Genomic DNA, 21,540 nt, shown 5'->3' on the forward strand with positions numbered 1-21,540 from the left:
ACGAAGGAAGGACGATCGCCCCTGGAAGGGAAGGAAACGCGGAATGGCGATCCATCCCGGCGCCCCGGTTCGACACGCTCCATGAATTTCCTCGCAACTCCGGGCTAGGCGCGGCGCGTCTCGCACCCTAGATCACCCCCATGCCCGATATCTCCACACGCATTCAGCTCGATCGCGGCCAGTCCGCGCACACCATCCACCTGATCGACGCCAAGGGCTTCGACGCCTGGCTCGCAGCACAGCCGCCGCGCCACCGCGCCGCCGCCGCCGCGCAGAAGCTCGCCCCCAGCGCCTATTCGAGCGCGATTCTGCCCGGCGACGGCCCGGAGGACTGGTCGGTCGTCACCGTCGTCGCCAATGTCGAGCGGCTGGGCCCCTGGTGCCTGGCGAAGCTCGCCGAGACGCTGCCCGAGGGCAGCTACCGCGTCGAGGGCCGCGAGCCCGGCAAGGCGCTCTATGGCTGGCTCGCCGCCCAGTACAAGTTCGGCCGCTACAAGAAGAAGGACGACAAGGCCCAGGGTCCGCGCATCCTGCTCTCCTCCGATCCAGTGAAGGTGGAGGAGGCGATCCGCCTCGCCAACGTCACCTTCAAGCTGCGCGACCGCATCAACACCGGCGCCAACGATATGGGTCCGGCCGATCTCGAAGCCGCCGGTGCCGAGCTCGCCAAGACCTATGGCGCGACGTTCAGCGTGGTGAAGGGCGCCGAGCTCGAAAAGGGCTATGGCATGCTGTTCGCGGTCGGAAAGGCCGCCGGCAAGGGCCGCGAGCCGCGCCTGATCGAGATCGAATGGGGCAACCCCGATCATCCGCGCATCGCCATCATCGGCAAGGGCGTCTGCTTCGATTCGGGCGGTCTCGACATCAAGCCCGCCTCGGGCATGCGGCTGATGAAGAAGGACATGGGCGGCGCCGCGCACGCCCTCGCCCTGGCCGAACTGGTCATGCAGAACCGCCTGCCGGTCCGCCTCCACATGCTGGTCCCCGCGGTCGAGAACTCGATCAACGGCGAGGCCGCGCGCCCCGGCGACGTGATGATCTCGCGCAAGGGGATCACGGTCGAGAACAGCAACACCGATGCCGAAGGCCGCCTGATCCTGGGCGACGCGCTCACCAAGGCGGGCGAGACCAGCCCCGAGCTGGTGTTCGATTTCGCCACCCTCACCGGCGCCGCCCGCGTCGCGCTGGGCGCCGATCTCCAGGCGCTGTTCGCCAATGACGATACGCTGGCCGCCGAGATCCTCGCCGCCGGCGAGGCCGAGGCCGATCCGATCTGGCGCATGCCGCTCTACGATCCGTACAAGGATCTGCTGAAGTCGGACGTCGCCGACATGGTCAACGCGGCCGAGGGTCCGTTCGGCGGCGCGATCACCGCCGCCTTGTTCCTCAAGGAATTCGTGCCCGAGGGCGCGCAATGGGCGCATCTCGACATCTTCTGCTGGAACGGCTCGCCCAAGCCCGGCCGTCCCAAGGGCGCCGAGGCCGTCAGCCTCCGCGCTGCGTGGAAAGTGCTCAAGGACCGCTACGCGGGCTAGAACACCAGCTTGCGGGCGAAGAAGGGCAGCATCTCGGTGTAGATGCGCCCGTCTTCGCCCCAGTGCCGGTCGCCCCAGCCGCCGCGATATTCCTCGGCCTCATAGGGGATGCCGAACGCATCGAGCGTGCGCGTGAAGGCCTGGTTGGAGACGATATGGTCGGCGACCGTATCGCCGCGCCCCCAATCGAACATGAAGCCGCGCAGCCGCTTCAGATTGTCGGCGTGGAGCGCAGCCTGGCGCTCCAGGAAGAAGCTCGCATTGAGCCGTTCGGCAAGGGCGGCATCCACTTCGAGCCGCCCGTCGCGCAGCCGCGCCGGCGGCGCGAAGAACAGCGGCGGCCGCGCTGCATCCGGCAAGTGCGCCTGGAAGATCGACGTGAAGATCAGCGAATAGCCGTCGCCGCGCAATGCGTCGATCGAGCCCGCGTCCTGCAGGAGCTGCCAGTTCGGCCGGGAGAACATGGTCTGCAATCCCGGGCCGGTGCCGATCGGGTGCAGCGCATAGACCGCGCCGAACGTCTCCGGGTGCCGCATCGCGATGCGGATCGCGCCGTGCCCGCCCATCCGGTCCCCGGCGATGCCGCGCGAATCCCGGCCCGCCAGCGTCCGGTAGCGCGCATCGACCCAGGGCACGAGCTCGCGCACCAGCATGTCCTCCCAATTCCCCGTGGCAGGCGAGTTGACGTACCAGGAGCCGCCCGCCGGAGTGGTGAAATCAGCCGTCACCACGATCATTCCGCCGATCACGCCGCGCGCGACGGCGCGGTCGAACAATTCCTGCGCGGCGTGGTCGGCATAGGGCGCGCGGTCGTCCTCGAAGAAATTCGAGAGATAATAGATCGTCGGGAAGCGCCGGCCCTTCTCCGCATAGCCATCGGGCAGATAGACGGTGACGCCGCGCACCGTGGGCAATCCGGCCGCGTTGCCCTTCAGGCTGGCGAAATCCACGCGGGCATGGTCGAGCGTCCCGGCAAGGGCCGCCCCCGGCCATAGCAGCGCGATCAGCATGCAGAGCAGAACACGGACGGACATGGCTTCCTCCTCCCGGATCGCGCACCATCCTAAACCCGGAGCGGGTCCGGCACCAAGCCGCCTCCTCGCACGGCGGGCGATCTGCTAGGCGGATGCGATGCCCGCCGCCCACCCTCGCCTCACCCTCATCGCCTGCATCCTCGCGTCGAGCCTCGCCTTTATCGACGGTTCGGTCACCAATGTCGCGCTCCCGGCGATCGGCGCGGATCTCCACGCGACACCGGCCGAGCTGCAATGGACGATCAATGCCTATCTGCTGCCGCTCTCGGCGCTGCTACTGCTGGGCGGGGCGGCCGGGGACCATTTCGGCCGCCGCAAGCTGCTGATCGCCGGCATCACGCTGTTCGTCATCGCCTCGATCGCCTGCGCGGTCGCCGCCGATCTCGATCTTCTCCTCGCCGCCCGGGTGATCCAGGGCATCGGGGCAGCGATCCTGCTGCCCAACAGCCTGGCAACGCTCGGCAACAGCTTCTCGGGTGAAGAGCGGGGCCGCGCGATCGGCACCTGGGCGGCGGCCAGCGCCATCGCCGGTGCCGTCGGCCCGCCGCTCGGCGGCTGGCTGGTCGATACGATCGGCTGGCGGGCGATCTTCTACGTCAACGTGCCGCTCGGCGCGCTCGCGATCCTGATCGCCTGGCGTTTCGTCCGCGAGAGCGCCGAGGGCGCGCTGCCGCTCGACTGGCCCGGCGCGATCAGCGCGACGCTGGCACTCGGCGCGCTCACCTGGGGGCTCACGCTCTGGTCGAGCCACGGCGCCTTCGATCCTCCCGCCGCGATCGGCATCGCCGCCGGGCTCGCGCTGATCGCGCTGTTCCTCTGGATCGAGCGCCATCGCGGCAACCGTGCGATGATGCCCTTCGCGATGTTCGGCTCGCGCGCCTTTGCCGGGCTCACCCTGCTCACCTTCCTGCTCTACGGCGCGCTGGGCGGGCTGCTGCTCCTGCTGCCCTATGTGCTGATCCAGGCCGGCGGCTATTCGGCGCTCCACGCCGGCTTCGCGCTGCTGCCGATGCCGCTCGGTATGGGGTTCGCCTCGCGCATCATGGGTCCGCTGACGGTGCGAGTCGGGCCGCGCCTGCCGCTGTCGATCGGCCCCGTGATCGTCGCCGCCGGGCTCGCCGCGCTGCTGCTGGTCGACGAGGACGCGCCCTATTGGAGTTCGGTCTTCCCCGGCATCCTGCTCGTCGCGCTCGGCATGTCGTGCGTCGCCGCGCCGCTCACCACCGCCGTCCTCGCCTCGGTCGAGGAGAGCCATACCGGCACCGCATCGGGCTTCAACAGCGCCATCGCCCGCACCGGCGGCCTGATCGCCACCGCGATCGCCGGAGCCGTCATCGCCGCGGCGGGCGGCGCGCTCATAACCGCATTCCACGCCGCCGCCCTGATCGCCGCCGCCGCCGCTTTGGTGTCGGCGGCGGTCGCATGGCTCACCCTCGACAGCGCAAAGGGTTAGGCCCTTCCGCGCACCATCCCGAGGATGTCGTCGAGCGGATTGCCGTCATGGTTGGCGTCGAGCATCGATGCCAACCCGCCCAAGCCGCCGAGCGGACCAGCCGGCGCCGCCTGCGGCACGGGCGCAGCAGCCGCGCTGCCGCCGCCGAGCATCGAAGCCAGCACGCTGCCCGCGATCCCGCCCAGGATGCCACCGCCGATCTTCTTCGTCACCTGCTGCGCCACCAGCCCCGCGACGATCGGCAGCATCGCCTTCAGGATCGTGTCGCTGATCCCGGTCTGCTGCGCGGCATGCGCGGCGACCGTGCGGCTGACGTCCTTCGATCCGAAGATATGGCCGAGGATCGAGTTGCCGGCATCGACATCGGCCACAGGCGCCGCAGTCGAATCGGCGATCGCCGCGACATCGCCGAGCGCGCCGCCCTGCTCGGCCTTCTTGAACCCGCCGAGCACCGCCGGGAGCAGCGCGCCGACCGCGGCGTTCGCCTGTTCGGGGCTCAGCCCGAATTGCGACGCCAGCGCGCCGACATCGACCTGCGGCGCAGCCGCCGCCTGCTCCGCCTGACCGCCGCCCAAGGCGCCCTGCAGCAACTGACCGAGAATATCCATGGTGCCGTCTCCCCTGAGTGCAGAAACGGAACGATCCGGAGGGTCGCAGGTTGCAGCGCCCGAGTTAATTCAGGTCAAATCCTCGCCGCCGCCTCGATGATCGGCACGAACTTCTCGGCGGTCAGGCTCGCGCCGCCCACCAGGGCCCCGTCGACATTGTCGACCGCCAGGATGCTGCCCGCATTCGCCCCGGTCACCGATCCGCCATAGAGGATGCGGATGCCCGCGGCGGCATCGCCCACCATGTGCCGCAGCTTGGCCCGAGCGATGGCATGGATCGAGGCGATCTCGTCCAGCGTCGGCGTGCGCCCGGTGCCGATCGCCCAGCGCGGCTCATAGGCAAGCGTCAGCCATTCGGGCGAGGCGCCGTCGGGCAGCGACTTCTCGATCTGCGACTGGACGATCCGCTCGGCCCGCCCGGCATCGCGCTCGGCCTCGGTCTCGCCGCAGCACAGGATGACCTGCAAGCCATGCCGCCGCGCCGCTGCCGCCTTGGCCCAGGCGTCGTGGCTGGTCTCGTGCTGGTCCGCCCGGCGCTCGCTATGGCCGACGATCGTCAGCACCGCCCCGGCCTCGACCAGCATCGGCGCGGAGATGCAGCCGGTATGCGCGCCCTTGTCCGCCTCATGCACGTCCTGCGCCCCGATCGGCAGCGCACCCGCCACCGCCGCGGCCGGCGCGATCAGCGTGAACGGCACGCACAGCGCCGTATCCACCCCCGGATTGGCCGCTGCCGCCGCCGCGATCGCCTCCACTTCGCCAAGCTGGGCCTTCAGCCCGTGCATCTTCCAATTGCCGGCGACAAGCTTGCGGCGCATACCCAACTCCTCCTGTTTGTCCGCAGCCGATACCAAGGCAGGCGCGTTGCACAAGCTTGAAGGCGCGGCACCACCGCCCTAAAGCACCCGGGATTCCCTCGAACGAACGGCCCTTCATGCTCAATTTCTTCCGGAACTTCACCAAGTCGCGCTACGGCATGATCGCGGTGTTCGTGTTCCTCGGCCTGATCGCGATCGCCTTCGCCGCCGGCGACATCACCGGCCTGCGCTCGAACGGCCCCGGCGGCGGCAGCGACGTGCTCGCCAAGGTCGGCGGCACCAAGATCACCGATCGCGAGTTGCGCGAGCGGATCGATCGCTTCCTGCGCAACGCCCAGCGCGAGGGCCAGAACATCACGATGGAGCAGTTCCTGGCGCAGGGCGGCCTGGATTTGGCGCTCGACGAGACGATCAATTCGGCCGCGATGATCGAGTTCGCGAAGCAGTCCGGCATGCAGGTCAGCAAGAAGCTGATCGACAGCGACATCGCCAACAATCCCGCCTTTTTCGGCATCGACGGCAAGTTCAGCCAGAAGAGCTTCGAGGATCTGCTCGCGCAGAACCGCATCATCCCGGCCGCCTATCGCGACAGCCTGACGCAGGATCGCTACGCTACCTGGCTGGTCAATCGCGGCACGCTGGGCGGCCAGCTCCCCACCGGAGTCGTCCTCCCCTATGCCTCGCTGATGCTCGAGCGCCGCACCGGTATCGTCGGCTTCGTCCAGTCGGTCGCGATGGACCCCGGTCCCGATCCCGACGATCAGGCGCTGACCGCTTATTATGCCGGCAATCGCAACCGCTACATGGTGCCGCAGCGCCGCATCGTCCGCTACGCCACCGTCACCGCCGATGGCCTGCGCGGCCAGAACGCCGCGACCGACGCCGAGATCGCCGACGCCTACAAGAAGGCCGGCACCCGCTATGCCGCGACCGAGAAGCGCTCGGTCGAGCTCGTCACCGCGCTCGATCAGGCGACCGCCGCGAAGATCGCTGCCCAGGCCAAGGGCGGCGCGCTCGATGCCGCGGCCCGCGCAGCCGGCCTCGAAGTCCGCAAGGTCGATGCCGCCGAAAAGGCCGCACTCGCCAAGGATGTCTCCGCCGCCTTCGCCGATGCCGCCTTCGCCGCGCAGCAGGGCGCTCTCGCCGGCCCGGCCCAGCTCGGCGGCACCTGGTATGTCTATCGCGTCGACAAGATCGAGAAGATCGCCGCCAAGTCGCTCGAGGAGGCGCGCTCGGAGCTCGCCGACGAGATCGGCCAGCGCAAGCTCGCCCAGGCGCTCGGCGACCTGCGCCAGTCGATCGACGACGGTGTCGGCGACGGCAAGACCTTCGACGAGGCCGTGCGCGATGCGAAGCTGACCGCGGCGACCACGCCCGCGCTGACCAACACCGCCACCAATCCCGACGATGCCGCCTATAAGCCCGATCCGGCGACGGTCGCGCTGCTGCGCGCCGGCTTCGCCGTCGAGCAGCCGGGCGACGAGCCCCAGGTCGTCCAGACCGCCGCCGACGGCAGCTTCGCACTCGTCTCGCTGGAGAAGATCGTGCCGGCCGCGCCGCGCCCGCTCGCCAGCATCCGCGACAAGGTGAAGGCCGATTACCTGATGGACAAGGCGCTGCAAAAGGCGCGCACCGCCGCCTCCGCCGCGATCGCCAAGCTCGAAAAGGGCGTGCCGATGGCCCAGGCGCTGGCCGAAGCCGGCGTCACCAAGGGCGCGCCGCCCAAGCCCTTCGACTTCAAGCGCTCCGAGCTCCAGGGCAAGGAGAACTTCATCCAGATGGCGTTCAGCATGCCGGCCAAGAAGGCGCGTCTGGTCGAGGCGCCGGAGCGCGCCGGCTATTATGTCGTCTATGTCGACAAGATCGAGGAGCATAGCGCGGCCAATGATCCGATCGCGGTCGGCCAGGTGCGCGGCGCGCTCTCGCAGCAGACCGGCCCCGAATATGCCCGCCAGTTCATCGGCGCGATCCGCAAGCAGGTGAAGGTCACGCGCAACGAGACGGCGATCGCCCGTTTCCGCGCCGATCTCGTCCGCCAGGGCACGGCACGCTGAGGTGATCCAAGGCGCAGAAGCCGCCCGCGCGGCGTTGGCCGCCGGGCGGCCCGCATTGCTCTGGCGCCGCCAGATCGCGGATACCGAGACTCCGGTTGCCGCCGCGCTCAAGCTGATCGAGCCGGGCCGGGGCGATTTCCTGCTCGAATCGGTCGAGGGCGGATCGGTGCGCGGGCGCCACAGCCTGATCGGCCTCGCGCCCGATCTGGTCTTCCGCGCGACCGGGAACGAAGCGGCGATCAACAATCGCTGGCTCACCGATCGCGACGCCTTCGCGCCCTGCGCCCAGCCCACGCTCGACGCCCTGCGCGCGCTGGTAGCCGAATGCCGGATGGACGTGCCCGCCGAACTGCCGCGCGCGCTGGCCTGCCTGGTCGGCTATTTCAGCTACGAGACGGTCGGGCTGGTCGAGAAGCTCGCCCGTCCGCCGCAGAACCCGATCGGCGTGCCCGACATGATGTTCGTGCGGCCGACCGTGATCCTGGTCTTCGATCGGCTGGCGGACGCGCTGTTCCTGGTCGCGCCGGTCTGGCCGGGCGGCGATGTCGATGCCGCCGCCGAACGGATCGACGCCGTCGCCGCGAAGCTCGCCACGGCCTCGCTGCCCGCACCCGTCCATGCCGAACCGAGCGAGATCGCGCTGGCCCCGGTGCTGGAGCCCGGCCGCTATGGCGAGATGGTCGCCCGCGCCAAGGACTATATCTCCGCCGGAGACATCTTCCAGGTCGTGCTCGCCCAGCGCTTCACCACGCCGTTCACGCTGCCACCGTTCGAGCTCTACCGGGCGCTGCGCCGGGTGAACCCGTCGCCCTTCCTCTATCATCTCGATCTGCCCGGCTTCGCGCTGACCGGCTCAAGCCCCGAGATCCTGGTCCGCGCCCGCGACGGCGAAGTCACGATCCGTCCGATCGCCGGCACCCGCCCGCGCGGCAAGACGGCGGCCGAGGACGAAGCGAACCGCGCCAGCCTGCTCGCCGATCCCAAGGAATGCGCCGAGCATCTGATGCTGCTCGATCTCGGCCGCAACGATGTCGGCCGGGTCGCGGACACGGGCACGGTGCGCGTGACGGACAGCTATACGGTCGAATTCTACAGCCATGTGATGCACATCGTCTCGAACGTGGTCGGCCGGCTGCGGCCCGACGCCGATGCGCTCGACGCGCTGTTCGCGGGCTTCCCGGCGGGCACGGTCAGCGGCGCGCCCAAGGTCCGCGCCTGCCAGGTCATCGCCGAGCTGGAGCCGGAGACGCGCGGGCCCTACGCCGGCGGCGTCGGCTATTTCTCGCCCGACGGTTCGATGGATTCATGCATCGTCCTGCGCACCGCGCTGGTGAAGGACGGCGTCATGCACGTCCAGGCCGGCGCCGGCATCGTCGCCGATTCGGACCCGGCCTATGAACAGCGCGAATGCGAGGCCAAGGCCGGCGCCCTGTTCGCCGCCGCGCGCGAAGCAGTCGCGCGGGCCAGCGAAGCAGGATTCGGCCAGTAACCTAATTCCTCCCCGGCACGGGGAGGAGTTTTCAGGTCAGGGATTGGGACCGGAATCGGGATCCGGAGCGGTGGTCCGCGCCGCCTTGGCCTTGGCGTCCAGCCGCTCCTGATACCATTGCTGGATGAACTGGCGCGTGCAGCCGGTCTGGCCGCCGGTGCCGACCGGCGAGCAGCTATTGGGCAGCCCCGCCCGGTTGAACTGCTCCACCGTCTCGACGCGATTGGTCCAGGCCTGGGACGCCGCGTCCTCCTTGGGCTGGTCGCGGAAGCGCTTCGGGATGCGATAGGGCGAATCGCCCGCATTCGCGCAGACCACGATCTCGTCCGGATCCTGCGACGGCGGGCATTTCTCGTCGCCATAGAGCAGGATCGAGCGGACGCGCTTGGGCGGATCCTGCGGCGCGCTCTGGTCCTGCGCCACTGCGGGACCGGCGAGCAGGGCGGTGGCGATGAGCAATCTGGCAAGCATTCACGAAACTCCTTCAAGACGTCCAACGCCCCTTTGGGCACCACCGTTGCGCCCCACTATGGCCGCGCCAAGGCAAAGCCTATGCACGAGCGATTGTGAACGCGGCACAAACCCCCTAACTCGCTGCCATGATCCTCGTCATCGATAACTACGACAGCTTCACCTGGAACCTCGTTCATTACCTGATGGACCTGGGCGCGGAGGTGCAGGTGGTGCGCAACGACGCCCTCACCGCGCGCGACGCGATCGCGAGCAACGCCCAGGCGTTCCTGATCTCGCCCGGCCCCTGCACGCCGAACGAAGCCGGGGTGAGCCTCGATCTCGTCGCCGCCTGCGCCGAGTTGAGGAAGCCGCTGCTCGGCGTCTGCCTCGGCCACCAGTCGATCGGCCAGCATTTCGGCGGCAAGGTGGTGCGCGGCGGGCTGATGCACGGCAAGACCTGCCCGGTCGAGCATGACGGCACCGGCCTGTTCGAAGGGCTCCCCTCGCCCTTCATCGCCACCCGATATCATTCGCTGATCGTCACCGAGATACCCGATGAGCTGGTGGTCAATGCCACCGCCTCCGACGCCACGGTGATGGGCATCCGCCACCGCGAGCTGCCGATCCACGGCGTCCAGTTCCACCCCGAAAGCATCGCCACCGAGCACGGTCATGCGATGCTGGCGAATTTCCTGAAGATCGCGGGGATCGAGGCACGGGCGCTGGCCTAGAGCCAACCGGAGTTGCGTGAGAAGGCATCGGTGAGCTTGGAAACCTCCTCCGTCACCCCGGCCGCAGTGCCGGGGTCCACTCCTCCTCCAGAGAGCCCTTCTCGCCTCTAGCCGCTCTCCCAGCCTCCCGGTGGCCCCCGGCACTCCGGCCGGGGTGACGGAGGTTGCCGAACGTCGATCCAACCCAGCGTTCCCGGTTGGACTCACCCACCACCAGCGCGCTAGCCTGGCGGCATGACGTTCTTCGAGAGCCTCATTGCCTTGCTGCTGATGGCGGTCGTGCTGCTGCAGGTCTCGCGGCGGACATGGATTCCCTATCCCACGATGCTCGCCGCGGCCGGCGTGATCGTCGCGCTCGTGCCCGGAACCCCGGCGATCGGCCTCGACGGCCATACCGCACTCGCCCTGTTCATCGCACCGGTGCTGCTCGACGCCGCATTCGATTTCCCCGTCACGGCGATCCGCAAGTTCTGGCGGCCGCTGTTCGCGCTCGCCGTCGTCGCCGTCCTGCTGACGACCGCCGTGGTGGCGTGGATCGGCTGGGCGTTCGCCGGCCTCCCCGTCGCCGCCGCGGTCACCCTCGGCGCGATCGTCGCCCCGCCCGACGCCGCCGCGGCGACCACCGTTCTGCGCTCGGCAGCGCTCCCCCGCCGCACCGTCCAGGTGCTGACCGGCGAGAGCCTGCTCAACGACGCCAGCGCGCTGCTGCTGTTCGGCGCCGCAGTCGCGATCCAGAGCCATGGCGGGATAGACGGCGGCGTGGCCCTGCGGCTCGGCCTCGCCGTGCCCGGCGGGATCGCGCTCGGGCTCGCGTTCGGCTGGCTCTACTGCTTCATCCTGCCGTTCACGCGCGGCTCGCTGGGCGGGAACCTGCTCGAATTCCTCAGCACCTTCGCGGCCTGGATCGTCGCCGAGCGGCTGGGGCTCTCGGCGGTGCTATGCGTCGTCGCGCTGGCGATGAGCCTCGCCAGCATCCCCTCGCTCCAGCTCGACGCGCGCAATCGCATCCAGTCCTTCGCGGTCTGGGGCATCGCCGTGTTCTCGCTCAACGTGCTCGCCTTCCTGCTGATGGGGATGCAGGTGCGCCACATCCTCGGCAGCATGACTCCCGAGCGGCTGCGCGAGGCGGCGGGCTTCGCGGGCCTCGTCGTCGCGGCGGTGATCGTCACGCGGATGCTGTGGGTGCTCATCTACAACCGCCTGGCCCTCCGCTTCGTCGCGCTGCGCGGCGGCATCGCGCCGGCGAGCCTGGGCCAGGGCATCGTCGTCGGCTGGTGCGGGATGCGCGGGCTGGTGACGCTCGCCACGGCGCTCGCGCTGCCCCAGGACTTCCCCCAGCGCGACCTGATTCTGCTCTCGGCCTTCGCGGTGGTGCTGGCGACGCTCGTCCTCCAGGGCCTGACGCTGGCGCCGCTCATCCGGCTGCTGCGCCTGCCGGGTGGGGAGGATTCGCAGCGCGAGCTCGCCTATGCCCGCCGCGCGCTGGCCGATGTCGCGCTCGCCGCGGTCGCGGACCCGCCCGGCCGCGTCGCCGACGAGACTCGCCGCCAGCTGGAGATAGACCGCCAGTCGCTCGAAGACGGCGCCGATTGCACGGAGTTCGACGAACGCCAGCGCCTGAAGCTCACCGCGATCACGATCCAGCGGCAGCACCTGCGCGCGATGCGCGACGACGACAGGATCGGCGAGGAGAGCTTCGAGCTGCTCCAGGAAGAGCTGGACTGGCGCACGCTCGCCGCCGGCCCCGAAGGCCGCCGCCCGATCGAGGAAGGCTAGCCCCGCTTCGCCCGCGCACATCAGGATTTGCTCGACTCAGGCCGCGCCGCTCTCGATAGAAGCCTCGTGACGACCTACACGCTCCTTCCCGATCCCGCGACGCCGCTCAGCCATGAGAGCGCGGCGCAGGCATTCGCCGACATCCTCGACGGCACCGTCCCCGAGGCGGCGATCGAGCAGTTCCTGATCGCGCTCTCGATCCGGGGCGAGACCAGCATTGAGATCGCCGAGGCCGCCCGCGCGATGCGCGCCCGCCTGATCCCGATCTCCGCCCCCGAAGGCGCGATCGACGTCTGCGGCACCGGCGGCGACGGCCATCACACGCTCAACGTCTCCACCGCCGTCAGCCTGGTGGTCGCAGCGGCGGGCGTCCCCGTCGCCAAGCACGGCAACCGCGCCGCCTCCTCCAAGGCCGGCGCCGCCGACACGCTCGAAGCCCTGGGCCTCAACCTCGATCGCGCCGCCGCCCGCGCCGAGGAGTCGCTGCACGATCTCGGCATCGCCTTCCTCTTCGCCCAGCATCACCATCCGGCGATGGCCCGGATAGGCCCGCTGCGCCGCCGCATCGCCCGCCGGACGATCTTCAACCTGATGGGGCCGCTCGCCAATCCGGCCGGCGTCACCCGCCAGCTCATCGGCATCGCCCGCCCGGACTATGCCGGCATCTATGCCGAGGCCCTCACCCAGCTCGGCGCCGAAGCCGCCGCCGTGGTCTCGGGCGAAGAGGGGCTGGACGAGCTCTCCACCGAAGGCGCCAGCATCGCCGTCAATATCGGCACCGCCGCCCTGCCCACGCGCATCGTGCCGGAGGACGCCGACCTCCCCCGCCATCCCCTCAGCGCGATCCGCGGCGGCGATCCCGAGCACAACGCGCTGGCGCTCCGCCGCCTGCTCCAGGGCGAGGCCGGCGCCTATCGCGACGCCGTCCTGCTCAACGCCGCCGCCGCGCTGATGATCGCCGGCCACGCCACCTCGCTCACCGACGGAGTCGAGGAAGCCGCCGAGACGATCGACAAGGGGCTTGCCAACGCCCTGCTCGACTGCTGGATCGCCTACGCATGAGCACCATGCTGGACCGGATCCTGGAGAAGAAGCGCGAGGAAGTCGCCGGGCGCAAGCGCGCGACCAGCCTCGCCGCCCTCCAATCCGCCGCCCTCGCCCAGACCCCGCCCCGCGGTTTCCGCCGCGCGCTCGATGCGAAGGCCGCCACCGGCTATGGCCTGATCGCCGAGATCAAGAAGGCGAGCCCGTCCAAGGGCCTGATCCGCCCCGATTTCGATCCGCCCGCCCATGCCCGCGCCTATGCCGCCGGCGGCGCGGCCTGCCTGTCGGTGCTCACCGACGCGCCCTGGTTCCAGGGGCATGAGGACTATCTGATCGCCGCCCGCGCCGCCTGCACGCTGCCGGTGCTCCGCAAGGATTTCACCGTCGATCCCTGGCAGGCGATCGAGGCACGCAGCATCGGCGCCGATGCCGTCCTCATCATCGTCGCGGCGCTCGAAGACGCGCAGATGGCCGAGATCGAAGCGACTGCGATCGAACTCGGCATGGACGTGCTGGTCGAAGTCCACGACGCCGCCGAGCTGGAACGCGCGCTCAGGCTCCGCTCGCGTCTGATCGGTGTGAACAACCGCAATCTCAAGGACTTCACGGTCGATTTTCAACGCACCTATGAACTTGTCGGCAGCGCGCCGGCCGATTGCACCTTCGTCGCCGAATCCGGCCTCACCACCCGCGCCGATCTCGACGCGATGGCCGGGCATGGCGTCCGCTGCTTCCTGATCGGCGAAGCGCTGATGCGCCAGGACGACGTAGAGGCCGCCACCCGCGCGCTGATCGGATGACCGGCCTCACCCATCTCGACGAAACCGGCGCCGCCCGCATGGTCGATGTGGCGGGCAAGCCCGTCACCCGGCGCGAGGCGGTCGCCACCGGCCGCATCGCCATGTCCCGCGAAGCCGCCGCCGCGATCCGCGAGGGCAGCGTCCGGAAGGGCGACGTCCTCGCCACCGCCCGCATCGCCGGGATCATGGCCGCCAAGAAGACCGCCGATCTGATCCCGCTCTGCCACCCTCTGCCGCTCGCCCGCGTGACGATCGACCTGACGCTCCACGAGACCGGCGTCACCGTCACCGCCACCGCCGCCACCGCGGCGCAGACCGGCGTCGAGATGGAGGCGCTGACCGCAGTGAGCGTCGCCCTCCTCACGCTCTACGACATGGCCAAGGCGCTCGATAAGGCGATGGTGATCGAAGATATCCGCCTGCTCTCCAAGACCGGCGGCAAGTCTGGCGATTGGAAACGCGAATAGATATACCGGCAGGGCCATGAAGCCTGTCCTGTACGCCCATCCCTTCTCGTCCTTCTGTCAGAAGGTGCTGGTCGCGCTTTACGAGAACGGCACGGATTTCGAGTTCCGCAATCTCGAGGACGGCGGCGCCGGCGAAGAACTGGCCGCACTCTGGCCGCTCAAGCGTTTCCCGATCCTGGTCGATAATGGCCGCACCATCCTCGAAACCAGCACGATCGTCGAGCATCTCCAGCGCCATCATCCCGGCCCGGTCCGCCTGATACCCGACGATCCCGATGCCGCGATCGAAGTCCGCATGCTGGACCGGATCTTTGACAACTATATCATGGCACCCATGCAGAAACCCGTGCTGAACGCGATCCGTCCCGAGAGCGAGCGCGATCCGTTCGGCGTGGTCGAGGCGCACGGGATGCTCGATTCGGTCTACGCCTGGCTGGACCAGCGGATGGCCGGTCGCGAATGGGCTGTGGGCGACGGCTTCACCCTGGCCGATTGCGCCGCCGCGCCGTCGCTCTTCTACGCGGACTGGGTGCGCGAGATTCCCGCAAATCTTAAAAGCCTGCGCGCCTATCGATCCCGCCTGCTCGCTCGCCCCTCCTTCGCCCGTGCCGTCGATGAGGCACGGCGCTATCGCCACTATTTCCCGCTCGGTGCCCCGGACCGGGATTAGGGATTTCACAACCCTCACCCTTAACCAACCCTTCAGCCACCTGCGCCAAAGCTGCGCGCGACCGGGCGGGAAGGAATGATGGAACAAGGGCTTACGTCCGCAACGATATTCAGTCTGGCCGCCGAAGCCCCGATCGCCCTGCCGATCGATCCCGACATCGCCGCCGATCTCGATATCGGCGTGCTGGCCTCGGCGACGGACCGATACGCCTGCTCGATCCGCAAGCTCAGCGCCGCCGGCGCGACGCTCAGCGTCGATACCCTGCTGCCCGAAGGCGCGCCGATGCATCTGGAGCTGGCCAACGGCCAGCGGCTGGAGGGCACGATCGGCTGGAGCACGGCGGAGGAAGCCGGCTTCGTCTTCGATTCGACCATCGACGTGATCGGCACGCTCGCGCGCAACCTCGCCAGCGTTCCCGACGAGCGCCGCCAGGTGCCCCGCGTCGAGCTGCACCAGACCGTCGGCATCCAGCGCGGCGACCGGATGGAGTTCGTCCGCGCGCGCAACGTCTCGCAGGGCGGCGTCGGCATCGAGGCGCGCACCGATCTCGCGGTCGGCGATCCCGTCCAGATCACGTTCGACGGCCTCCGCCCGCTCGGCGGCACCGTGCGCTGGGTGCGCAAGGGGCTGGCCGGCATCGCCTTCGATCAGGAACTGAGCTGGCAGGTGCTGATCCCCTGGCTGCGCAACGTCCAGCGCGGCCCCACCGCCATCGCCGCGCCCATGGCGATCGGCCAGGAAGCCGAGGGCATGATCCCCGACAAGCAGGTGCTGCGCCTCGATTCGCCCGCCCGCGTCCGCGAAGGCGTGCGCTGGTGGAACGTGCGCGTCCGCGGCCTCACCTCGCATCTGGTCGAGTTCGAGGCACACACGCTGTTCGCGCGCGGCGCCAGGGTATGGCTCGACATTCCCGGCATCGGCGGCGGCCCCGCCCGCGTGATCGAGGCCGGCCATAACCGCACGCTCTGCGAATTCGGCATCCCGCTGCGCCAGGAGGATCTGCGCATCCTCTCCGGCGGTCGCCAGGCGAGTTGAGCACCGGCCGCCTTGAACCGCACCGCATCCGCTGATAGCAACTGTATTATGTAAACAATACAGTTGTGGAGGAACCCATGTGGTGGGCGACAGGCTTGGCGCTGACCTCGATCGGCCCGCTGGCAGGCGGTAGTCCCCAGGCCGGCACGATAAGCGCCTCGCCCGCGTCGGACGAGGCGGCGGTGCGCGACGCCGATGCCGCCTTCTGGCGCGCGTTCAACGCGTGCGACGCTTCGGCGATGTCGAACTTCTTCTCGAACGATGTGGAATTCTATCACGACATCACGGGCCTGACCCGCTCGCGGGAGGCGGTGACGCAGTCGATGATGACCGGCCCCTGCAAGACCAGGGCCCTGCGCATGCGGCGCGAGCTGGTGGCCCCGAGCGTCCGCTATGACGCGATACCGGGCTATGGCGCGATCCTCGCCGGCGAGCATCTCTTTTACGCGCGCCAGGGCGATGGCCCGGAAAAGCTCGCGACGCGGGCCAGTTTCATGGCGATCTGGCGCCGTCAGTCGGGGCAATGGCGGATGACGCGCATCGTCAGCTACGGCCATCGGCCGGTCGCCTATGCACCGCCCTCCCAGGGGATCGCCCTGCCGATCGAAATGCTGCAAGCCTATGTCGGGCGCTACCGCACCGGGTCGGGCGACATCGTCGTGACGCTCGAAGGGGGCGTATTGGCGCTGCAATCGGGCGGGATGCGCGTCACGCTGGCAGCGAGCGCGCCCGACCGGTTCTTCGCGATCGAACGCGACCTGCGCTTCATCTTCGCGAAGACCCCGACCTCCTACGAGGTGAAGGTGGAGGAAAACGGAGCGATCGTCGCCACCGGGATGCGCATGGAAGCCTCCGACTAAAAAACTCCATCGTCACCCCGGCCGAAGTGCCGGGGTCCACCGTGCGGCTGGGAGAGCCCCTGGAGGTGTGAGGAGCTCGCTCGCGGATGGAGTGGCCCCCACAAACGATTGCGGCTCTTGCAGCCATCGCGCCCTAACTCCGAATATCGACTAGAGTCGGATTCAGTCGATCGGAATCGGTTTCCCCGGCGAAGGCCGGGGCCCAGTCGCGAGGCATTGGAGGCGTCATCCCGCCGTCTCGACTTTAATATCGATGGATCAGACTTCAGCCTTCTCTCCGCTTGCACCCAGCCCCACCCCTGCCCCAAGTGCATCCGATGGTCCCGCTGCTCCCTGTCGCCGAAGCCCAGTCGCGCCTCCTCGCTCTCGCGCCGCCGGTGGGCATCGAGCAGGTTCCGCTCGCCCGGGCCGCCGGCCGCTGGGCGGCACAGGACATCGCCGCGCTGCGCACCCAGCCCTCGGCCGATCTCTCGGCGATGGACGGCTATGCGATCCGCTTCGCCGACATGCCCGGTCCCTGGGAAGTGATCGGCGAAAGCGCAGCCGGCCGGCCCTTCCCCGGCACAATCGGCCAGCATCAGGCCGCCCGCATCTTCACCGGCGCACCGCTCCCGGCCGGCGCCGACACCATCCTGGTCCAGGAAGAGGCCGCCCGGGAAGGCGCCAGGCTGGCACTGTCGGGCGAAGGCCCGCCCCATCCCGGCCGCAACGTCCGTCGCAAGGGCCTCGATTTCTCGCAGGGCGACGTCCTGATCGCCGACGGCCAGCGCCTCACCCCCGCGCGCCTCGCCGTGGCCGGAACCGGCGGCCATGCCAGCCTCGTCGTCCGCCGCCCCATTCGCGTCGCGCTCGCCGCCACCGGCGACGAGCTGATCCCGCCCGGCACGCCCGTCGGCGAGGCCCAGCTTCCCGAGACCAACCGGCTGATGCTCGCCGCCCAGCTCGCCGATCTCCCCGTCGAGACGATCGACCTCGGCATCCTCCCCGATCGCCTCGACGCGCTGGAGGCCGCCTTCCGCGCCGTCCGCGCCGATGTGCTGGTCACCACCGGCGGCGCCTCGGTCGGCGATCACGATCTCGTCCGCCCCGCGCTGGAGGCCGCCGGCGCCACGATCGACTTCTGGCGGATCGCGCTGCGCCCCGGCAAGCCGATGATGGCCGGCCGCCTGGGCGACGCCGTCGTGGTCGGCCTCCCGGGCAACCCGGTCTCCGCCTTCGTCACCGCCCAGCTCTTCGTGCGCCCGCTCGTCGCGCATCTCTCGGGCGCCACCGATCCCTTCCCCCCCACGCGGCCCGCGCTGCTCGGCGAGCCCCTCCCCGCCAATGGCGCGCGCACCGATTATCTGCGCGCCGAATTGCGCGAGGGCCGCGCCTTCGCCTCCACCATCCAGGACAGCTCGATGCTGCGCACGCTCGCCCGTGCCGGCTGCCTGATCGTCCGCGAGCCCCACGCCCCGCCGGCACGGGCGGGCGACTCGGTGGAAATCCTCGACATCGCTTGACAAGCTCGCGGAACATTGCATAAACGTTCCCAGTCTGTTCTAGACGGGAGGATCTGGATGCTCACGCGCAAGCAGCACGAGCTCATCTGCTTCATTGCCGATCGACTTAACGAGACCGGCGTCTCGCCTTCGTTCGAGGAAATGAAGGACGCGCTCGATCTCAAATCCAAGTCGGGCGTGCACCGGCTGATAAGCGCGCTCGAGGAACGCGAGTTCATCCGCCGCCTGCCGAACCGCGCGCGCGCGCTCGAAGTGCTGCGCGTGCCCGAGCGCGGCGACGCGAAGAAGGCTGCCCCCGCTTCGGACAAAGTGCATAAATCAACCCCGACTCCGGGTATTTTGCCGTCCCCCGCCAACGATGTGGTGGAGATTCCGCTGCACGGCCGGATCGCCGCCGGTACGCCGATCGAGGCGCTGGAGGGCTCGACGATGCTCCCCGTCCCCGCCGCGCTGCTCGGCGCGGGCGAGCATTATGCGCTTGAGGTCGCGGGCGATTCGATGGTCGAGGCCGGCATCCTCGACGGCGACTATGCGCTCATCCGCCGCACCGAGACTGCGCGCGACGGCGAGATCGTCGTGGCGCTGATCGACGATGCCGAGGCGACGCTCAAATATTTCCGCAAGGAAGGCGCGATGATCCGCCTCGATCCCGCCAACCGCGACTACAACCCCCAGCGCTACCGCCCCGATCAGGTGCGCGTGCAGGGCAAGCTCGCGGGGCTGCTGCGGCGCTATTGACGGGCGGGGTTCGTCGTCCGTTCAGAAGCGAATTCCCGTCCGGAGCGCCGGACAATCCTATCGCGCCTTCTGCTTCGCCAGTTCGGCATCGAACGCAGCCTCGGCGGCATCCACCCGCCGCCGGAGCTCGCCCGGATCGACGAACGCCTCCGCGTCGCCCGCCTCCAGCTTCGCCCGCTTCGCCTCGAAGTCGAACTGCGAGGGATGGAAGCCCAGGAACACGTCCGCCTGCATCGTCTTCAGCCTGGCGAAGGTCGCCCGGAAATCGCTGACCGCCGCGTCATAGCCCTGCCCCGGCGTCAGCGGCTGGTCCGCCACCGTCAGGCTGCACGCGAACAGCACGGTCAGGCTGTCTCCGCCCGAAGGCACCTGCATCGTCCAGCTCGTGCAGCCCTTGGTGTGCCCCGGCGTCAGATGCGTGGTCAGCATGTTGCCGCCCAGGTTGATCTGCGTGCCGTCGCCGATCACTTCGTCCACTTGCACCGGCGGCGCGCTCAGAACATCGTCGCGATAGTCGAGCTTCCCCGCCTCCAGCCCCGGCCGGTCCGCCACGCTCGCCAGCAGCCGCGCCCCGGTCAGCCGCTTCAATTCCGCCAGCCCGCCCGAATGGTCCCAATGCGCATGGTTTATCAGCAGGATCTTCACATCGCGCAGCCTGAAGCCCAGCTTCTCGATATTGGCCGCGATCTGCGCCGCGCTCTCCTGCATCCCGCCGTCGATCAGGATATGCCCCTTGGGGCTGGTAATCAGATAGGCGGAAATGCCCGCCGTCCCGACATAATGGACGTTGCCCAGGATCCGGAACGGCGCGACCGGCTGGTTCCACTCGGCACGCACCTTGGTCCAGTCGGTATCCTGCGCCATGGCCGGTGTCGCGGCCATCAGAGCGGCGGTGATCAGCGCGAATCCTCGCATCCTATTTCTCCTTCGGCGCCTCGAATGGCGGCTGGACGGTGGGCGGGTCAATCCAGGGATGACGCCCGCCCTTGCGCACCGTCACCACTCGCCCGCTCGCAAAGCTCACTGCCACGCCGCCCGTCCGCACCAGCATCCCGCGATCGAGCTTCAACCAGCGCGGCATACAGCCCCGCGGCAGCCGCCGCTCGCTCACCACGATGTCCGCCGCGCCGCACACCGCCATCATTTCCCGCCACGGCACCAGATAGCCGCTCCGAGTCGCCGCCACCCGCCAGCGCCGCGCACCGGCCACGACATCCACCAGGCACAGGTCCGCGCTGCACCGTGCCTCGGGCCGCTCGGCAAGCAGTTCCAGCGCGTCATCATCCGCCCCGCTGTTCTCGCCGAGCATCGATCGCGTGTAATCCGCCGCCCGGTCTCGCAGCAGCGCCATGCCGCCATCGGCAGTCCGGATCGCCAGATGCCGCCCGTCGCCCGTCACCAGCAGGTCCGGCGCCGGCGTCAGCAAGGCCCAGCCTGCGCCAAGCGCCAGCGGCACCAGCCCGGCGAGCCGCGCCGAAGTCCGCCACAGCGCAATCGACAGCCCGCCCGCAACCATCAGCCCATAGGCTCCGCCCGGCATCGCCGGCAGCGCCGCCACCGCCCCCGGCGCGGATGCCGCCGCATGCGCCAGCCAGAGCAGGAACGCCAAGGCCCGCGCCGTCAGCCACCAGACCGGCCCGCCCAGTCCCGCCATATCGAGCGCCAGCGCCAGCGCCTCCAGCGGCATGATGACAAAGGTCGTCAGCGGAATCGCGACGATATTGGCCAGCGCGCCGTAAATCCCCGCCTGGTGGAAATGGAACAGCGCGATCGGCATCAGCGCCAGTTCCACCGCCATACCCGTCAGCAGCAACGAGCCGAGATTGCGAAGCAGCCGCCGCCCCGCGCCCTCCTCGCGCCGCGCAAACCAGCCGTGAATCCGCGGGCTCTCATGCAGCGCCACGATCGCCGTCACCGCCGCGAAGCTCAACTGGAAGCTCGGCCCCGCCAGCGCCTCCGGCCAGAGCAGCAGCACCACCAGCGCCCCCGCCGCCACCAGCCGCAGCGTGATCGCCTCACGCCCCAGGCTCAGCGCCAGCAGCACCAGCAAGGCCGCCGCGCAGGAGCGTATCGTCGGCACCTCCGCACCGGTGAGCCAGGTATAGCCGATCGCCGCCAGCGCCCCCGCGCCCGCCGCCACCAGCGGCAATCGCCAGCGCAGCGCGAGCGTCGGGCTCAGCGCCAGCAGCCGCAGCACCACGAACATCGCCGCCGCCGTCACCGCGGAGACGTGCAGCCCGCTCACCGAAAGCAGGTGCGCCAGCCCCGATCGCCGCATCGCCTCGGCATCGGGCTCGGAGATCGCCCCCTGATCGCCGGTCGCGAGCGCGCTGGCGATGCCGCCCCCGCCCCCCCCGACCCGGCCCTGGATAGTCGCCCAAAGCCGTGCCACCGGGTGCGCCCCCCGCGCCCCCCCCGCCGTCCCCCCCCGGGCGGGCGCGACACCCTTCCCCGCCCCCCACACCGCCCGACC

General features: G+C 69.5%; 20 protein-coding genes. 14 read left to right on the top strand and 6 right to left on the bottom strand.

Features of this window, described 5'->3' with window-relative positions:
- The first annotated feature begins 140 nt into the window (after nt 1-140).
- Nucleotides 141-1,535: a leucyl aminopeptidase family protein gene (locus HB724_RS15590; protein WP_213981862.1), complete on the top strand. Its 1,395-nt coding sequence runs from the start codon at nt 141-143 to the stop codon at nt 1,533-1,535.
- Here the strand turns inward: HB724_RS15590 and HB724_RS15595 are convergent.
- The gene (locus tag HB724_RS15595) at nt 1,532-2,569 is read right to left on the bottom strand and encodes an alpha/beta hydrolase-fold protein (protein WP_213981863.1); all 1,038 of its coding nucleotides are present in this window, start codon (nt 2,567-2,569) and stop codon (nt 1,532-1,534) included. The two genes, HB724_RS15590 and HB724_RS15595, sit on opposite strands and share 4 nt — an antisense overlap.
- 97 nt (nt 2,570-2,666) lie before the next feature.
- Between HB724_RS15595 and HB724_RS15600 the strand changes: the two genes are divergently transcribed.
- Nucleotides 2,667-4,022, top strand: coding sequence for a DHA2 family efflux MFS transporter permease subunit (locus HB724_RS15600; RefSeq protein WP_213981864.1), 1,356 nt, complete (start codon nt 2,667-2,669; stop codon nt 4,020-4,022).
- Here the strand turns inward: HB724_RS15600 and HB724_RS15605 are convergent.
- Both HB724_RS15605 and tpiA read right to left on the bottom strand, forming a co-directional pair.
- Nucleotides 4,019-4,630, bottom strand: coding sequence for a DUF937 domain-containing protein (locus HB724_RS15605; protein ID WP_213981865.1), 612 nt, complete (start codon nt 4,628-4,630; stop codon nt 4,019-4,021). The genes HB724_RS15600 and HB724_RS15605 overlap by 4 nt on opposite strands.
- Nucleotides 4,631-4,704: 74 nt before the next feature.
- Nucleotides 4,705-5,448, bottom strand: coding sequence for a triose-phosphate isomerase (gene tpiA, locus HB724_RS15610; protein WP_213981866.1), 744 nt, complete (start codon nt 5,446-5,448; stop codon nt 4,705-4,707).
- Nucleotides 5,449-5,564: 116 nt separating this feature from the next.
- Between tpiA and HB724_RS15615 the strand changes: the two genes are divergently transcribed.
- Together HB724_RS15615 and trpE are read left to right on the top strand one after the other, a co-directional pair.
- Nucleotides 5,565-7,502, top strand: a complete 1,938-nt coding sequence (locus tag HB724_RS15615; protein ID WP_213981867.1) for a peptidylprolyl isomerase — start codon at nt 5,565-5,567, stop codon at nt 7,500-7,502.
- 4 nt (nt 7,503-7,506) lie between these two features.
- Nucleotides 7,507-8,991 carry an anthranilate synthase component I gene (gene trpE, locus HB724_RS15620; protein ID WP_213981883.1) on the top strand — a complete coding sequence of 495 codons (1,485 nt, stop codon included), beginning with the start codon at nt 7,507-7,509 and terminating at the stop codon, nt 8,989-8,991.
- Nucleotides 8,992-9,027: 36 nt separating this feature from the next.
- Here trpE and HB724_RS15625 read toward each other — a convergent pair whose 3' ends face one another.
- A complete protein-coding gene (locus HB724_RS15625) occupies nt 9,028-9,462 on the bottom strand; it encodes a hypothetical protein (RefSeq protein WP_213981868.1) in 435 nt (144 codons plus the stop codon).
- A 128-nt stretch (nt 9,463-9,590) separates the two neighbouring features.
- On the opposite strand from HB724_RS15625, the gene HB724_RS15630 reads away from it, so the two are divergent.
- The 10 genes from HB724_RS15630 (at nt 9,591) to lexA (ending at nt 19,067) form a co-directional block, all read left to right on the top strand.
- The gene (locus HB724_RS15630) at nt 9,591-10,175 is read left to right on the top strand and encodes an aminodeoxychorismate/anthranilate synthase component II (RefSeq protein ID WP_213981869.1); all 585 of its coding nucleotides are present in this window, start codon (nt 9,591-9,593) and stop codon (nt 10,173-10,175) included.
- Nucleotides 10,176-10,409: 234 nt separating this feature from the next.
- The gene (locus HB724_RS15635) at nt 10,410-11,951 is read left to right on the top strand and encodes a cation:proton antiporter (protein ID WP_213981870.1); all 1,542 of its coding nucleotides are present in this window, start codon (nt 10,410-10,412) and stop codon (nt 11,949-11,951) included.
- Between the two features lie 66 nt (nt 11,952-12,017).
- On the top strand, nt 12,018-13,013 hold the full coding sequence (gene trpD, locus HB724_RS15640; protein ID WP_213981871.1) for an anthranilate phosphoribosyltransferase: 996 nt from the start codon (nt 12,018-12,020) through the stop codon (nt 13,011-13,013).
- Nucleotides 13,010-13,795, top strand: coding sequence for an indole-3-glycerol phosphate synthase TrpC (gene trpC / locus HB724_RS15645; protein ID WP_213981872.1), 786 nt, complete (start codon nt 13,010-13,012; stop codon nt 13,793-13,795). The genes trpD and trpC overlap by 4 nt, the downstream gene beginning before the upstream one ends.
- Nucleotides 13,792-14,262 carry a cyclic pyranopterin monophosphate synthase MoaC gene (gene moaC, locus HB724_RS15650; RefSeq protein WP_213981873.1) on the top strand — a complete coding sequence of 157 codons (471 nt, stop codon included), beginning with the start codon at nt 13,792-13,794 and terminating at the stop codon, nt 14,260-14,262. Before trpC ends, moaC begins: the two co-directional genes overlap by 4 nt.
- Nucleotides 14,263-14,278: 16 nt before the next feature.
- The gene (locus HB724_RS15655; RefSeq protein WP_213981874.1) at nt 14,279-14,932 is read left to right on the top strand and encodes a glutathione S-transferase family protein; all 654 of its coding nucleotides are present in this window, start codon (nt 14,279-14,281) and stop codon (nt 14,930-14,932) included.
- A gap of 78 nt (nt 14,933-15,010) precedes the next feature.
- Nucleotides 15,011-15,967, top strand: coding sequence for a PilZ domain-containing protein (locus tag HB724_RS15660; RefSeq protein WP_256731554.1), 957 nt, complete (start codon nt 15,011-15,013; stop codon nt 15,965-15,967).
- Nucleotides 15,968-16,044: 77 nt separating this feature from the next.
- On the top strand, nt 16,045-16,827 hold the full coding sequence (locus HB724_RS15665) for a DUF4440 domain-containing protein (protein ID WP_213981876.1): 783 nt from the start codon (nt 16,045-16,047) through the stop codon (nt 16,825-16,827).
- Nucleotides 16,828-17,144: 317 nt separating this feature from the next.
- Nucleotides 17,145-18,329, top strand: coding sequence for a gephyrin-like molybdotransferase Glp (glp, locus tag HB724_RS15670; RefSeq protein WP_213981877.1), 1,185 nt, complete (start codon nt 17,145-17,147; stop codon nt 18,327-18,329).
- 57 nt (nt 18,330-18,386) lie between these two features.
- Nucleotides 18,387-19,067, top strand: coding sequence for a transcriptional repressor LexA (lexA, locus tag HB724_RS15675; protein ID WP_213981878.1), 681 nt, complete (start codon nt 18,387-18,389; stop codon nt 19,065-19,067).
- Nucleotides 19,068-19,124: 57 nt separating this feature from the next.
- Here the strand turns inward: lexA and bla are convergent, their stop codons facing one another.
- Nucleotides 19,125-19,982 carry a subclass B3 metallo-beta-lactamase gene (gene bla, locus HB724_RS15680; protein ID WP_213981879.1) on the bottom strand — a complete coding sequence of 286 codons (858 nt, stop codon included), beginning with the start codon at nt 19,980-19,982 and terminating at the stop codon, nt 19,125-19,127.
- Between the two features lies 1 nt (nt 19,983).
- A partial coding sequence (locus HB724_RS15685; protein ID WP_213981880.1) for a ComEC/Rec2 family competence protein occupies nt 19,984-21,540 on the bottom strand: 1,557 nt, incomplete at its 5' end.

Origin of the sequence: Sphingomonas sp. dw_22 (assembly GCF_018449795.1) — a bacterium.
Lineage (GTDB): Bacteria > Pseudomonadota > Alphaproteobacteria > Sphingomonadales > Sphingomonadaceae > Sphingomonas.